Here is a 14589-nt window from a genome sequence, read left to right as displayed (position 1 = left end):
CGCGTCACCCCTTCCCGTAGCGCTGGTCAGCACGCTTGACGAACGAATCGACGAACGTGTTCGCGATATGGCTGAACACCGGCCCGATGATCTTCTCGAGCAGGATGCTCGAGAACTCGTAGTGCAGCGCAAATTCGATCTTGCATGCGTCGGAGCGCAGCGGGATGAAGCGCCACGAACCCGTGAACTTCCGGAACGGGCCGTCCGCGAACTCCATGTCGATGCGTGTCGGGCGCTGCTGCGTGTTGCGCGTCGCGAAATGCTGCTTGATGCCTTTGAAGTTGATGTCGATGCGCGCTTCCATCCCGCTGTCGTCCTGACGGCGAATCTCGACGCCGCCGCACCAGGGCAGGAAATTGGGGTAATCGGCCACGTCGGTGACGAGGTCGAACATCTGTTCCGCCGAATGGCGGATCAATACGGTTTTCTGGACATCTGCCATAAATCGCGCGGCATCGCTCAAGTAAGAACGCAAGCCGGGCGATTACCGCCCCGCTTTGCTAAAATCGTGATTTTAAACGAGTTGGCCCGATCCTTTCATGAGCATCATCGACAACAGGAAAGCGCACTTCGATTATCACATCGAGGAACGCTACGAGGCGGGGCTCGTGCTTGAGGGCTGGGAAGTCAAGGCGCTGCGCGCCGGGCGCGGCCAGATCAAGGAAGGCTACGTCGTGGTCAAGAACGCCGAGATCTTCCTGATCGGCACCCACATCAGCCCGCTGCCCGAAGCCTCGACGCACATCAAGCCCGATCCGGTCCGCACGCGCAAGCTGCTGCTGCACCGTGACGAAATCAAGAAACTGATCGGCAAGGTCGAGCAGCGCGGCTATACGCTCGTGCCGCTGAACTTCCACTACAAGGGCGGTCGCGTGAAATGCGACATCGCGCTCGCGAAAGGCAAGAAACTGCACGACAAGCGCGAAACCGAGAAGAAACGCGACTGGGAGCGCGAAAAGGCCCGCATCATGCGCGCCGGCGCCTGACGCGCGACGTCCCGCATCGCAAACGACACGGCCCGCTCGAAGCGGGCCGTGTGCTTTTGTGAGCCGTGATGCGTATGTGCGCCGATCGATCAGCCGCTCATGGTCCCTGATGAAACCCTGCGCCGCCCATCGTCATGCGAGCAGGATCGCGATTCCATGGCGCGACGATTCGCCGCACGTCGGCCGCACGCAGCGGCCGGACAGCTCACCGAGCCGCGCCTGCGCTCAGCCCCTTCCGCCCGCGGCTGGCGCCGCGTTCTTGACGATCGTCAGCGCCGACGCGATTGCGGTGCCGAGATCCGACAGGTTCGCCGGCACGATCAGCGTGTTGCCCTGTTTCGCGAGGTTCGAGAATGCGCCGACGTACTGCTCGGCAACCTTCAGGTTCACGGCGTCCATCCCGCCCTGCGACTGGATCGCGTTCGCGATCTTCTGGATGGCCTGCGCGTTCGCCTCGGCCACCGCGAGAATCGCGGCCGCCTCGCCCTGCGCCTGGTTGATCGCGGCCTGCCGCTCGCCTTCGGACTTCTGGATCGCCGCCTCGCGTGCGCCCGACGCGAGGTTGATCTGCTCCTGCTTGCGGCCTTCCGATGCGGCGATCAGCGCGCGCTTTTCCCGCTCGGCGGTGATCTGCGCCTGCATCGCGTGGAGGATCTCCTTCGGCGGCGTCAGGTCCTTGATTTCGTAACGCAGCACTTTCACGCCCCAGTTCGCGGCAGCCTGATCGAGCGCCGACACGATGTTGTGGTTGATGAAGTCGCGTTCCTCGAAGGTCTTGTCGAGTTCGAGCTTGCCGACCACCGACCGGAGCGTCGTCTGCGCGAGTTGCGTGATCGCGAGCACGAAGTTGCTCGATCCGTAAGAGGCCTTCATCGGATCGGTCACCTGGAAGTACAGCACGCCGTCGACCTGCAGTTGCGTGTTGTCGCGCGTGATGCAAACCTGGCTCGGCACGTCGAGCGGAATCTCCTTCAGCACGTGCCGGTAGGCGATCCGGTCGACGAACGGCAGCACGATATTGAGACCGGGCGACAGCGTCGCGTGATAGCGCCCGAAGCGTTCGAGCACCCACGCATGCTGCTGCGGCACGATCTTCACCGTCTTCGACACGATCACGATGGCGATGACGAGCAGGACGACCCAGATGATCAGCGAATCCATGAAATATTCCCTCCTTGTTGTATCAGCGGACGATCAGCCCGCGGGTTTCGCTACGACCACGAGACAGTTGCCGCGCACGGCGCGCACCTGATACACGTGCACATCGTCGCGTTCGCCGTGCGCGAGTTCGACGTCCCAGTCGGCGCCGCGATATTGAACGCGCGCGCGGCCGTCATGCCACGCGTCGACCGTGACGGTCGAGCCGATATCGAGATTGACGTCGGGATTCGTCGACGTGTCGCGCTTCTGCTTGCGCCCGAGCCCCGAGCGGCGCAGCACGATCATTGCGATGATCGCGACCGCGCCGGCCACGCCGAACTGCACGTGCGGCGCGAAACCGGCCAGTTGCAGCAATCCGCCCGCGAGAAAGCCGAGCGCAATCATCAGCAGGTAGAACGTGCCCGAGAGCAACTCGGCCACGACCAGCACGCCCACCGCGCCCCACCAGAACAGATGCCCCGACATCATTGTGGTCTCCAGAAAAACGGCCCCGTACGTTCACTATATTCTTCGCCGCCGCAAGCGCACGCAAGCGGCACACCCAGGTCGCTCCGTTATGTACCGACAAACAAAAACACCCCGGTGCTTACCGGGGTGTTTATAACACGAACCTTGCATTTTGCCTTCAACACAAGCACGGCGGACCCGCGCTTGCGCCGAACGGGCATTGACCGTTACTTCCGGTTGGCGAGTGCCTGCCACGTATCGATGATCGTGTCCGGGTTCAGCGAGATCGACACGATGCCTTCGTCGGTCAGCCATTGCGCGAAGTCCGGGTGATCGGACGGGCCCTGGCCGCAGATGCCAACGTACTTGCCCATCTTGCGGCAGGTATCGATCGCCCGCTTGAGCAGGAACTTGACGGCCGGGTCGCGTTCGTCGAAGTCGACGGCCAGCAGTTCCATGCCCGAGTCGCGGTCGAGGCCGAGCGTGAGCTGCGTGAGGTCGTTCGAACCGATCGAGAAACCGTCGAAGTGCTCGAGGAACTCTTCGGCGAGGATCGCGTTGGTCGGGACTTCACACATCATCACGAGGCGCAGGCCGTTCTCGCCGCGCTTCAGGCCGAACTTCTCGAGCAGGCCGACGACGCGCGCCGCCTGCTTCACGGTCCGCACGAACGGCACCATGATCTCGACGTTGGTCAGGCCCATCTCGTCGCGCACGCGCTTCAGTGCACGGCACTCCATCTCGAACGCCTGCGCGAAGTCTTCGGCGATGTAGCGCGACGCGCCGCGGAAGCCCAGCATCGGGTTTTCCTCATCCGGCTCGTAACGCGAACCGCCGATCAGCTTCTTGTACTCGTTCGACTTGAAGTCGGACAGACGCACGATCACGGGCTTCGGATAGAACGCCGCGGCGATCGTCGCGACGCCTTCCGTCAGCTTGTCGACGTAGAACTGGCGCGGCGACGCGTGACCGCGCGCGACGCTCTCGACGGCCTTCTTCAGATCCTGGTCGATGTTCGGGTACTCGAGGATCGCCTTCGGGTGCACACCGATGTTGTTGTTGATGATGAACTCGAGACGCGCGAGGCCCACGCCGGCGTTCGGCAACTGCGAGAAGTCGAACGCGAGCTGCGGGTTGCCGACGTTCATCATGATCTTGACCGGGATTTCCGGCAGTTCGCCGCGCTGCACTTCCGTGACTTCCGTCTCGAGCAGCCCGTCGTAGATCTTGCCTTCGTCGCCTTCCGCGCACGACACCGTGACGAGCGCACCGTCCTTCAGCACGTCGGTCGCGTCGCCGCAGCCGACGACTGCCGGCACGCCGAGCTCACGCGCGATGATCGCCGCGTGGCAGGTCCGGCCGCCACGGTTCGTGACGATCGCCGCCGCACGCTTCATCACCGGCTCCCAGTTCGGGTCGGTCATGTCCGCCACCAGCACGTCGCCCGGCTGCACGCGTTCCATTTCCGACGGATCCTGGATCACGCGCACGGGGCCTGCGCCGATCTTCTGGCCGATCGCGCGGCCCGTCGCCAGCACCTGCGACTGGCCCTTCAGCTTGAAGCGCTGCTCGGCCTTGCCGGTCGCCTGGCTCTTCACCGTTTCCGGACGCGCCTGCAGGATGAAGATCTTGCCGTCGCGGCCGTCCTTGCCCCACTCGATGTCCATCGGACGCTGGTAGTGCTTTTCGATGATGACCGCGTACTTCGCCAGCTCGATCACGTCTTCGTCGGTGATCGAGTAGCGGTTGCGCTGCTCGTGCGGCACGTCGACCGTCTTCACGCGGCCCGGCTCGCCCGGCTGCGTGAATTCCATCTTGATCAGCTTCGAGCCGATCGAGCGGCGGATGATCGGGTACTTGTCCTGTGCCAGCGTCGTCTTGAACACATAGAACTCGTCCGGGTTCACTGCGCCCTGCACGACGGTTTCACCCAGGCCATAGCTCGACGTGATGAACACGGCGTCCTTGAAGCCCGATTCGGTGTCGATCGTGAACATCACGCCGGCCGCGCCAACGTCCGAGCGAACCATGCGCTGCACGCCGGCCGACAGTGCGACTTCCGCGTGCGTGAAGCCCTTGTGCACGCGATACGAGATCGCGCGGTCGTTGTACAGCGACGCGAACACGTGCTTCATGCGGTCGAGCACGTCGTCGATGCCGACGACGTTCAGGTACGACTCCTGCTGGCCGGCGAACGATGCGTCGGGCAGGTCTTCCGCGGTGGCGGACGAACGCACGGCGAACGACAGCTCGCCCGGCGAGCTCTTCGTCAGGATTTCGAACTGCTCACGGATTTCCTGCTCGAGACGTGCCTGCATCGGCGCATCGACGATCCACTTGCGGATTTCGGCACCGGCTTCGGCGAGCGCCTTCACGTCGTCGATGTCGAGCGACTCGAGACGCTTGGCGATGCGATCGGTCAGATCGTTGTGCTTGAGGAAATCGCGGAATGCGAGCGCGGTCGTGGCGAAACCAGTGGGTACGCGAACGCCTGCTTCGGAAAGCTGGCTGATCATCTCGCCGAGCGACGCATTCTTGCCGCCCACGATCTCCACATCGGTCATCCGCAACTGCTCGAACGGGATTACATACGCCTGGTCCTTTGCGACGTTTGCTGCGTTAGTCATACAAGCCCCTAAGTGTGAAAAAAATGCTCGATTGCGCAAGTGGGCTCGGACGCGGGCGCTTGCAAAAAGGCGCGGCGCGTCTTGCGCAACCTGTTGGAGAAACAATCGCAGCGGCGGAAAATCTTCCGACCCGATTTGCAAAAATCCCGGCAGAAAGGCGATACATTCAGACAAATCGCCGAACTTGCCGGGAGTTTCAGATCGATCACGGCAAGCCCGAGGTGCCGTTCGCACCCTGCCCCCGCAATTGCTTATCCAACAGGTTGCCGCTATTCTACCGTGCCGGCTGCCGGATGTGGCGCGACCTTCTCACTGCGTCTGGAGGCGAACCTCCAGCTGCCCGCGCAACCGCCCTTCACGTTCGACGCCCAGATTCATGCTGCCTACCGTTTTCATCGTCTCCGACGGCACCGGGATCACTGCCGAAACCTTCGCGCACTCGATCCTCTCCCAGTTCGACCAGAAATTCCGCCTCGTGCGCTTGCCGTTCGTCGACTCGCTCGACAAGGCCTTCGCGACCGTCGAGAAGATCAACGAAGCCGCGGTGCACGACGGCCGCCGTGCGATCGTGTTCACGACGCTCGTCGACAGCGAGTCGAACGACATCGTCAAGCGCTCGAACGCGCTCGTGCTGGACATGTTCCAGCGCTTCGTCGAGCCGCTCGAGCAGGAACTGGAGCTGAAGTCGAGCCACGCGATGGGCCGCGGCCACCAGAACGCCGATACCGAGGAATACAAGACGCGGATCGAGGCGATCAACTTCTCGCTCGCGCACGACGACGGCCAGTCGAACCGCAACCTGTCGGAGGCCGACGTGATCCTGGTCGGCGTGTCGCGCAGCGGCAAGACGCCGACGAGCCTGTATCTCGCGATGCAGTACGGCGTGAAGGCAGCCAACTATCCGCTGATTCCGGAAGACTTCGAGCGCGGCAAGCTGCCGTCGGCGCTGTCACCGCATCGCGACAAGCTGTTCGGGCTGTCGATCGACCCGCAGCGCCTGTCGGAGATTCGCAACGAGCGCCGGCCGGGCAGCAAGTACGCGGCACCCGAGAACTGCCGCTACGAGATCAACGAGGCCGAAGCGATGATGCGCCGCGAGGGGATCAAGTGGCTGTCGTCGACGCACAAGTCGATCGAGGAAATCGCGACGACGATCCTGCAGGAAATCCGCCTCGACCGGCAGTCATACTGAGCGCATGCGCGCTTGCGGCCACCTGGCCGCCGCCGGAAACAAAAAGCCCCGCTCGAAACGGGGCTTTTTGCTTTTCGGTGACCCGACGCGCGGACAACGCCATGCGTCACGTCGTCGTGTCATGCGCGCCGCTGCTGCCGCACCTGCTCGAACAGGCACACCGCTGCCGCGGCGGCAACATTCAGCGACTCCATCCCGCCCGGCTGCGGAATCGTCACGCGATGCGTGGCGGCGTCGCGCCAGAATGCCGACACGCCGGCACCCTCGTTGCCGAACACCCATGCGACGGGGCCGGCCAGATCGCAGTCGTAGACTGCCTGCGCACCGTGCGAATCGGTCAGCGCGACCGGCACGTCGAGGCGTTGGGCGAGCGCGGCAGCGTCAACGTCCTCATGGATCGACAGCAGGAAATGCGCGCCCATGCCGGAACGCAGCACCTTCGACGACCACGCATAGGCGGTGCCCGGCGCACAGAATACGTGCCGCACGCCGGCGGCCGCCGCGCTGCGCAGGATCGAGCCGACGTTGCCGGCGTCCTGCACGCCGTCGAGCACGACTGACGTGTGCGTGACGCGCTCCGGCAGCGGCTGCGCGGGCCGGTCGACGAGCAACAGGAAACCGACACCGCTGACCACGTTCGACAGTTGCCCGAACAACGCGTCGGGCAGCGTGACGACCCGCTGCGCGTCGATGCGCGCGATGATCGCCTGCGCTTCGTCGTGCGCGAGCGCGCCTTCGGTCGCGACGCAAAGCTCGGGTGTCGCGCCCGTATCGAGATACGCGCTGGCTAGGTGGAAACCCTCGAGCAGTGCCTGGCCGCTGCGGCGCTGATGGGGCGTCGAACCCGCGAGCGCCTTCAGGCGCTTGTACAGCGGGTTGTCGCGGGAAGTAATGCTTTTCATCGAATCAGGTCGAGTGCCGCGCGGACGGGCGCGAACGAGCGCCGGTGCGCTTCGCACGGGCCGTGCTCGCGCAGCGCGGCAAGGTGTTTCGCTGTGCCGTAGCCCGCATGCACGTTGAAACCGTACACCGGGAAGCGTTCGTGCAGATCGACGAGCATGCGGTCGCGCGTGACCTTCGCGAGGATCGACGCGGCCGAGATGCTCGGTACGAGCGCATCGCCGCTGACGATCGCCTCGGCACGCACCGTCAGCATCGGACAGCGGTTGCCGTCGATCTGCGCGAGCGTCGGCAGGACCGACAGCCCCTCGACGGCACGCTTCATCGCGAGCATCGTCGCGTGCAGGATGTTCAGCGTATCGATTTCGTCGACGCTTGCCGACGCGACGCAATACGCGCGCGAACGCGCGACGATCAGGTCGTACAGCGCATCGCGCTTCTTCGCGGACAGCGCCTTCGAATCGTCGAGCCCGTCGATCGGCTGGGCCGGATCGAGGATCACCGCAGCGGCCACCACCGGCCCCGCGAGCGGGCCGCGGCCAGCTTCGTCGACGCCACAAACGATCTCGTCGGGCCGGCTGAAGTCGAAGCCGCCCTGCACGTCACTCGACGCGCGGCGGCGTGGTGCACGAATTGCCGTCATGCGTGCCCCTTGCGTTGTTCGAGCACGCGCACGACCGCTTCGGCCGCCTTCGCGGCCGTGTTCTGCCGCAGTGAGAGATGCATTTCGGTAAATACTTCGGTCAGCGTTCGACGATTCGCGTCGTCGCGCAGCTGCGTGAGCGTCGCATCGGCGAGCGCCTCGGGCGTCGCGAAATGCTGCAGCAGCTCGGGCACGACGAAGCGCCCCGCCAGGATGTTCGGCAAGCCGACGTACGGCAGATAGCCCTGCCGGCGCATGATCTGTCCGGTCAGCCAGGGCACCTTGTACGAGATCACCATCGGCTTCTTGAGCAACGCCGCTTCGAGCGTGACGGTGCCGCTCTTCACGAGAATCGCGTCGGCGGCCGTCATCGCGACCTGCGAGCGGCCGTCGGTGATCGTCAGCGCCAGCTGCGGATGCGCGTCGACGAGCGGCTGCAGCAGTTCGCGCAGCGCGGGCGTCGCAGCCGGCATCACGAACCGCACGCCGGGCTCGCGCTGCTGCATCAGCGCCATCGCCGCGAAGAACGTCGGGCCGATCAGCCCGATCTCCGAGCGCCGGCTGCCCGGTAGCACCGCGATCACGGGGCCGTCCACGGGCAGGCCCAGCGCGATGCGCGCGCCGTGCGTGTCGGGCTCGAGCGGAATCTCGTCGGCCAGCGGGTGGCCGACATACGTCGATGCGACGCCCGCCTTGTCGAGAATCGCCGGCTCGAACGGGAACAGGCACAGCATGTGGTCGACGGACTTCGCGATCTTCTTGATCCGCCCGCCGCGCCATGCCCAGATCGACGGGCACACGAAGTGGATCGACGGGATGCCCGCGTCGCGCGCGGCCTGCTCCACGTTGAAGTTGAAGTCGGGTGCGTCGACGCCGATGAATGCGTCGGGCCGCTCCGCAAGCAGCTGGCGCTTCAGTTCGCCGCGAATCCGCAGGATTTCGGGAATCTGGCCCAGCGCCTCGACGTAGCCGCGCACCGTCAGCTTGTCCATCTGCCAATGCGAGTCGAAGCCGTGCGCGAGCATCCGCTGCCCGCCGATCCCGTAGTAGTGGGTCGACGCGGGCAGCCGCTCTTGAAGCCCGCCGAGCAGCGACGCCGCGAGCAAATCGCCCGACGGCTCGCCGGCCACCATCGCGAGCCGGAGCTGATTGGTCGGGAGCGACATCGCTTAGCGGATGATGCCGCGTTGGGACGCGTCGATGAACGCGACGAGCGCGGTGACCGCTGCGTCGCCTTCGCCACCCGCGGCCGCCAGCTCGCGCAACTGCACCTTCGCTTCCTCGAGCGACAGGCCGTTCTTATACAGCAGGCGGTACGCGCTGCGCAGCGCCGAGATCGCGTCGGGCGAGAAACCGCGCCGACGCAGGCCTTCGACGTTGATGCCGTGCGGTTCGGCCTTGTTGCCGGCCGCGATCACGAACGGCGGCACGTCCTGCACGAGCGCCGAGGCGCCACCCAGCATCGCGTGCGCACCGATGCGCACGAACTGGTGCACGCCCGACATCCCGCCGACGATCGCCCAGTCGCCGATCTCGACGTGACCGGCCATCTGCGCGTTGCTCGACAGGATCACGTTGTTGCCGACGCGGCAGTCATGACCGATGTGCACGTAGGCCATGATCCAGTTGTCGTCGCCGAGCGTCGTCACGCCCACGTCCTGCACGGTGCCGGTGTGGATCGTCGTGAATTCGCGGATCGTGTTGCGGTTGCCGATCACGAGCTTCGTCGGCTCGTCCTTGTACTTCATGTCCTGCGGACGGCCGCCGACCGACGCGTAATGGCCGATGCGGTTGTCCTCGCCGAGCGTCGTGTGACCTTCGATCACGCTGTGCGAGCCGATCGTCGTACGCGCGCCGATCGTGACGTGCGGCCCGACGATCGCGTACGGCCCGATCTCGACGGACTCGTCGATCTGCGCGCCCGGTTCGACGATCGCGGTAGGATGAATCCTGGTCATGCGCCGTTGCCTCTCGATGTGATGTGTCGCGTTGCTCGCGTTACGTTACCCATGCGTGCTGCGTCGCTCAGGGCGCCGCGTCGGCCGTCTTGACCGTGCACATCAATTCGGCTTCCGCCGCCACCTTGCCGTCCACTTCCGCCACCGCCTTGAACTTCCAGATGCCGCGGATGTAGCGTTCGAACGTCACGTTCAGAATCAGCTGATCGCCCGGTTCGACGACACGCTTGAAGCGCGCGCCGTCGATGCCGACGAAGTAGTACAGCGTGTTTTCCGGATCCTTCGGCTGCTCTTCCGCGAACGTCAGCAGCGCGGCCGCCTGAGCGAGCGCCTCGAGGATCAGCACACCCGGCATCACCGGCCGCTTCGGGAAGTGCCCCTGAAAGAACGGCTCGTTGATCGACACGTTCTTCAGCGCTTTGATTCCCTTGTGCGGCTCGAGTTCGAGCACGCGATCGACGAGCAGAATCGGGTAGCGATGCGGCAGCAGCGTGAGGATCTTGTGGATGTCGAGATTGATTTTTTCAGTGCTCATGATGGTTCGTCTCACGCAAAAGCTGCGCGGTGGTGATGCAAAAGCTGAAGCGGGCCGCCGCGCGGCCCAGTCTGGCAAACCGGGCCGAATGCGCTGGCCGTGCCCGGTTCGTGGTCTCGCATGGTGTCGGTCAGGCGTCCGTGCCGCCCTGGGCGGCCAGCGCGGTCTCGAGCGCCTTGATGCGGTCGCGCAGCTTGTCGAGGTTGCGCACGAGTGCGGCGCTCTTGTTCCATTCGCCGTGGTCGACGGCCGGGAATGCGCTCGTGTAGATGCCTGCCTTCGGCAGCGACTTCGACACGCCCGAATTCGCGGTGATGATGACATAGTCGCCAAGCGTCACATGGCCGGCGATCCCGGCCGCGCCGCCGATCATGCAGTGGCGGCCGATCGTCGTGCTGCCCGCGATGCCCGCCTTGCCGGCGATCACCGTGTAGGCGCCGATCCGGCAGTTGTGGGCGATCTGAACCTGGTTGTCGATCTTCACGCATTCCTCGATGACGGTGTCCGCCATCGCGCCGCGGTCGATCGTCGTGTTCGCACCGATCTCGACGTCCGGGCCAACCGACACGCCGCCGACCTGCGGAATCTTGACCCAGCTGCCGGTGCGCGCATCGCCGTCGCCGACGAAATCCGGTGCGAAGCCGAACCCGTCGGAACCGATCACGGCACCCGAATGAATGATCGCGCGCGGACCGATCTTGCAGCCGTGGTACACCGAAGCGTTCGGGTACAGGTGCGAACCCGCGCCGATCGTGGTGCCGCGGCCGACGAACACGTTCGCGTCGAGCTGCACGCCGTCCTCGATCACCGCGCCGGCCTCGACCGTCACGTGCGGACCGATCACCGCGCTCGCGGCCACCTGCGCGGCCGGATCGATCGTCGCGCTCGGATGCACGCCGGCCGCGCGCGGCGGCGTGGCGAGATCGATGAACATCTGCGCGACGCGCGCGAAGTACGCGTACGGATTCGGCGTCACAATGAAATTGCGGCCATCAGCGGCCGCGCCCAGCTTTTCGAGATCCTTCGGCGCGATCAGCACCGCGCCGGCGCGGGTCGTCTCGACCTGCGACAGGTACTTCGGATTCGCGAGAAACGCGAGTTGCTGAGGGCCTGCCTGGTCGAGCGGCGCGAGGCCGCCCACCTTGCACTGGGCGTCGCCGGCGATCTCGCCGCCGAACCGCTTTACGAGTGCCTCAAGCGTCAATGCCATTCGTCGTCTGCTCCGTTCAGTTCGTCGAGCCGGACGCGAGCGCCTTGAGCACCTTGTCGGTGATGTCGATGCGCGGGCTGACGTACACGGCTTCCTGCACGATCAGGTCGTAATTCTGCTGCTCGGCGATCTGCTTGATGACCTTGTTCGCACGCTCGAGCACCGCCGCGAGTTCCTCGTTGCGGCGCTGGTTCAGGTCTTCGCGAAACTCGCGCTGCTTGCGCTGGAAGTCGGTATCGAGCTGCGCGAGATCGCGCTGCTTCTGTGCGCGATCGGCCGCCGACAGCGACGCGCCGTTCTTGTCCAGCGAGTCGGACATCGACTTCAGACGCGCCGCGAGGTCCTGCAGATCCTTGTCGCGCTTCGCGAACTCGGCTTCGAGCTTCGTCTGCGCCGCCTTGGCGGGCGCCGACTCGCGCAGGATCCGATCCGAATTGACCGCCGCGATGCGGGCGACGTCCTGAGCATGTGCCGTCGCCGCGCCCAAGGCCAGCGCAACGGTCAGCGCACACATCACTCGTTTCGAAAACTTACCGGTTAGCAAAATTACCCTCTCGTTGCTGTTGTCATGCGTTCGATCAGAACGCCGTCCCGATCTGGAACTGGAATTTCTGGTACTGGTCGCCTTCATGCTTCTGCAGCGGGAAGCCGAGGCTCAGCTTCAGCGGGCCGATCGGCGAGATCCACGCGAGACCCACACCGTAGCCGTAACGCAGGCCGTTCGCGCCGGTACTCGTGCCGCCCGGCGCGTTGCCCCACACGTTACCGCCGTCGAGGAACGTGAACACGCGCAGCGTGCGGTCGTAGCCGGTGCCCGGCAGCGGGAACGTCAGCTCGATGTTGCCGACCACCATCTTCGAACCGCCGATCGGGTCGTTCGTCTTCGTATCGCGCGGACCCAGCGAGCTCGGCTCGTAGCCACGCACGGAGCCGATACCGCCCGCGTAGTAGTTCTTGAAGATCGGGTACGGGTTGCCGATACCGTTACCGTAGCCGCCTTGCAGGTTCAGGCCCAGGATGAAGCCACGCGAGAACGAATAGTAGTACTGCGCCTGCAGGTCGGCCTTGTAGTACTGGATCTTGCCGACCGGCACGCCGTATTCGACGTTCGCCTGCGTGAAGTAGCCGCGGCTCGGGATCAGCGCACTGTCACGCGCGTCGCGCGACCAGGCCACCGTCAGCGGCACCGTGTTCGACACGCGGCCGAACTCGTTCACGTAATCCTGGTAGCTCTGCGGCGTGTTCGAGTCGACGTCGAGACGGTTCTGCTCGAAGCCCGCGCCGAAGTAGACGGTGTCGACTTCCGAGAACGGAATGCCGAACTTCAGGTTGCCGCCTGCACTGATGATCCGGAAGCTCGAGCTCGTCGAATAGTAGAGCGGCTGGTACGTGCGGTAGTAGACGTCCGTGATCCGCTTGATGCCGTCGACCGTGAAGTACGGGTCGACCTGTGTGACGGTCAGCGTGCGGTAGCTCTTCGCGGTATTGACGTTCACCGACAGGCTCGTGCCCGAGCCGAACACGTTGTCCTGCGACACGCCGGCCGACAGCACCACCTTGTCCGTCGACGAGAAGCCGGCGCCCAGCGTGATCGCGCCGGTCGGCTTTTCATCGACCTTCACGTTCACGTCGACCTGGTCGTTCGTGCCTTCGACGGGCACCGTGGTCACGTCGACGTTAGTGAAGTAGCCGAGACGGTTCACGCGATCCTTCGACAGCGCGAGGCGGTTCGAATCGAACCACGAGCTTTCGAGCTGGCGCATTTCGCGGCGCACGACTTCGTCGCGCGTACGCGTGTTGCCGACCACGTTGATGCGGCGCACGTACACGCGGCGGCTCGGATCGACGACGAGGTTCAGGTTCACCTTGTGGTTCGCCTGGTCGATGTCCGGCTGCGCGTTGACGGTCGCGAATGCGTAACCGTATTCGCCGAGCTTGTCGACGATCGACTTGGTCGTTTGCTGCAGCTTTTCGGCCGAGAAACGATCGCCCGGCTTGATCTTGATCAGCTTGTTCAGTTCGGCTTCGCGATCGAGCAGGTTGCCCGACAGCTTGATGCCCGACACCGTGTACGGCTCGCCTTCATGCAGCGTGACCGTCAGGTACATGTCTTTCTTGTCGGGCGAGATCGACACCTGGGTCGATTCGATGTTGAACTCGAGGTAGCCGCGGTTCAGGTAGTACGAGCGCACGGCCTCGAGGTCGCCCGTCAGCTTTTCCTTCGAGTACAGGTCGTTCTTCGTGTACCAGGAGAACCAGTTCGGCGTCGACAGCTGCATTTCGTCGCGCAGCGTGCTGGTGCTGAACGCCTTGTTGCCGATGAAGTTGATCTGGCGGATCTTCGCGCTCGGGCCTTCGGCGACCGCGAACAGGATCGACACGCGGTTCGCGTCGACCGGCGTGATCGTCGTCTTGACCTCGGCCGCGTAGAAGCCGCGCGTCAGGTACTGACGCTTGAGCTCCTGCTCCGCCTTGTCGACGAGCGCCTTGTCGTAGTAGCGGCCGTCGGCCAGACCCACCGCGCGCAGCGCCTTCGTCAGGTTGTCCTTGTCGAATTCCTTCGTGCCGGTGAAGTCGATCGACGCGATGGCCGGACGCTCCTGCACCTGCACGATCACGACGTTGCCCTGGGTGGCGATGCGCACGTCGTTGAAGAAGCCCGTCGCGTACAGCGCGCGGATTGCTTCGGATGCCTTGTCGTCGGAGAAGGTATCGCCCTGCTTGATCGGCAGGTAGGCAAACACCGAACCCGCTTCGACGCGCTGCAACCCCTCGATCTTGATGTCTTGCACCACGAACGGTGCCGCTGCATGCGCCGCGAGGCCGTGCGCGGCGAGCGCGGCCGCTGCAACTGTCTTAGGTACAAAGCGATGAGGTTTGAACAACGTGCATCCCCAATATTTAGCTGCATCAAATCAGGCGGCGGCCGA

General features: G+C 64.6%; 14 protein-coding genes. 2 read left to right on the top strand and 12 right to left on the bottom strand.

What is annotated here, in order from left to right; translation table 11 throughout:
- Positions 1-4 precede the first annotated feature (4 nt).
- On the bottom strand, positions 5-442 hold the full coding sequence (locus WS75_RS07880; protein ID WP_059529356.1) for a type II toxin-antitoxin system RatA family toxin: 438 nt from the start codon (positions 440-442) through the stop codon (positions 5-7).
- A 97-nt stretch (positions 443-539) separates the two neighbouring features.
- Between WS75_RS07880 and smpB the strand changes: the two genes are divergently transcribed.
- Positions 540-986, top strand: a complete 447-nt coding sequence (smpB, locus tag WS75_RS07875) for an SsrA-binding protein SmpB (protein WP_059464267.1) — start codon at positions 540-542, stop codon at positions 984-986.
- Positions 987-1211: 225 nt separating this feature from the next.
- Here the strand turns inward: smpB and WS75_RS07870 are convergent, their stop codons facing one another.
- From WS75_RS07870 to ppsA, 3 genes are all read right to left on the bottom strand, one after another.
- Complete coding sequence (locus WS75_RS07870; RefSeq protein ID WP_059679990.1) at positions 1212-2147, bottom strand: SPFH domain-containing protein; 936 nt, start codon at positions 2145-2147, stop codon at positions 1212-1214.
- Positions 2148-2180: 33 nt separating this feature from the next.
- Complete coding sequence (locus WS75_RS07865) at positions 2181-2615, bottom strand: NfeD family protein (protein ID WP_059599935.1); 435 nt, start codon at positions 2613-2615, stop codon at positions 2181-2183.
- A 206-nt stretch (positions 2616-2821) separates the two neighbouring features.
- On the bottom strand, positions 2822-5221 hold the full coding sequence (gene ppsA / locus WS75_RS07860; RefSeq protein ID WP_059679989.1) for a phosphoenolpyruvate synthase: 2400 nt from the start codon (positions 5219-5221) through the stop codon (positions 2822-2824).
- A 376-nt stretch (positions 5222-5597) separates the two neighbouring features.
- On the opposite strand from ppsA, the gene ppsR reads away from it, so the two are divergent.
- Positions 5598-6413, top strand: coding sequence for a posphoenolpyruvate synthetase regulatory kinase/phosphorylase PpsR (gene ppsR, locus WS75_RS07855; RefSeq protein WP_059450011.1), 816 nt, complete (start codon positions 5598-5600; stop codon positions 6411-6413).
- Positions 6414-6532: 119 nt separating this feature from the next.
- Here ppsR and WS75_RS07850 read toward each other — a convergent pair whose 3' ends face one another.
- From WS75_RS07850 to bamA, 8 genes are all read right to left on the bottom strand, one after another.
- Positions 6533-7315: a TrmH family RNA methyltransferase gene (locus WS75_RS07850; RefSeq protein ID WP_059679988.1), complete on the bottom strand. Its 783-nt coding sequence runs from the start codon at positions 7313-7315 to the stop codon at positions 6533-6535.
- A complete protein-coding gene (rnhB, locus tag WS75_RS07845; RefSeq protein ID WP_059679987.1) occupies positions 7312-7956 on the bottom strand; it encodes a ribonuclease HII in 645 nt (214 codons plus the stop codon). Before rnhB ends, WS75_RS07850 begins: the two co-directional genes overlap by 4 nt.
- On the bottom strand, positions 7953-9122 hold the full coding sequence (lpxB, locus tag WS75_RS07840; protein WP_059679986.1) for a lipid-A-disaccharide synthase: 1170 nt from the start codon (positions 9120-9122) through the stop codon (positions 7953-7955). The genes rnhB and lpxB overlap by 4 nt, the downstream gene beginning before the upstream one ends.
- Positions 9123-9125: 3 nt before the next feature.
- Positions 9126-9914, bottom strand: coding sequence for an acyl-ACP--UDP-N-acetylglucosamine O-acyltransferase (gene lpxA, locus WS75_RS07835; RefSeq protein WP_059679985.1), 789 nt, complete (start codon positions 9912-9914; stop codon positions 9126-9128).
- Between the two features lie 67 nt (positions 9915-9981).
- On the bottom strand, positions 9982-10449 hold the full coding sequence (gene fabZ, locus WS75_RS07830; RefSeq protein ID WP_006495559.1) for a 3-hydroxyacyl-ACP dehydratase FabZ: 468 nt from the start codon (positions 10447-10449) through the stop codon (positions 9982-9984).
- A gap of 130 nt (positions 10450-10579) precedes the next feature.
- Complete coding sequence (gene lpxD, locus WS75_RS07825) at positions 10580-11659, bottom strand: UDP-3-O-(3-hydroxymyristoyl)glucosamine N-acyltransferase (RefSeq protein WP_059679984.1); 1080 nt, start codon at positions 11657-11659, stop codon at positions 10580-10582.
- A 16-nt stretch (positions 11660-11675) separates the two neighbouring features.
- Entirely contained in the window at positions 11676-12173 is a 498-nt protein-coding gene (locus tag WS75_RS07820) for an OmpH family outer membrane protein (protein ID WP_040144479.1), read from the bottom strand.
- Positions 12174-12237: 64 nt separating this feature from the next.
- Entirely contained in the window at positions 12238-14544 is a 2307-nt protein-coding gene (gene bamA / locus WS75_RS07815; RefSeq protein ID WP_059679983.1) for an outer membrane protein assembly factor BamA, read from the bottom strand.
- Between the last annotated feature and the right edge of the window lie 45 nt (positions 14545-14589).

The sequence above is a fragment of the Burkholderia sp. FL-7-2-10-S1-D7 genome, assembly GCF_001524185.1.
GTDB classification, from domain to species: Bacteria; Pseudomonadota; Gammaproteobacteria; order Burkholderiales; family Burkholderiaceae; genus Burkholderia; species Burkholderia diffusa.
The sequence above is the reverse complement of the archived record's forward strand: the minus strand, read 5'-3'. Positions and strand labels throughout refer to the sequence as shown.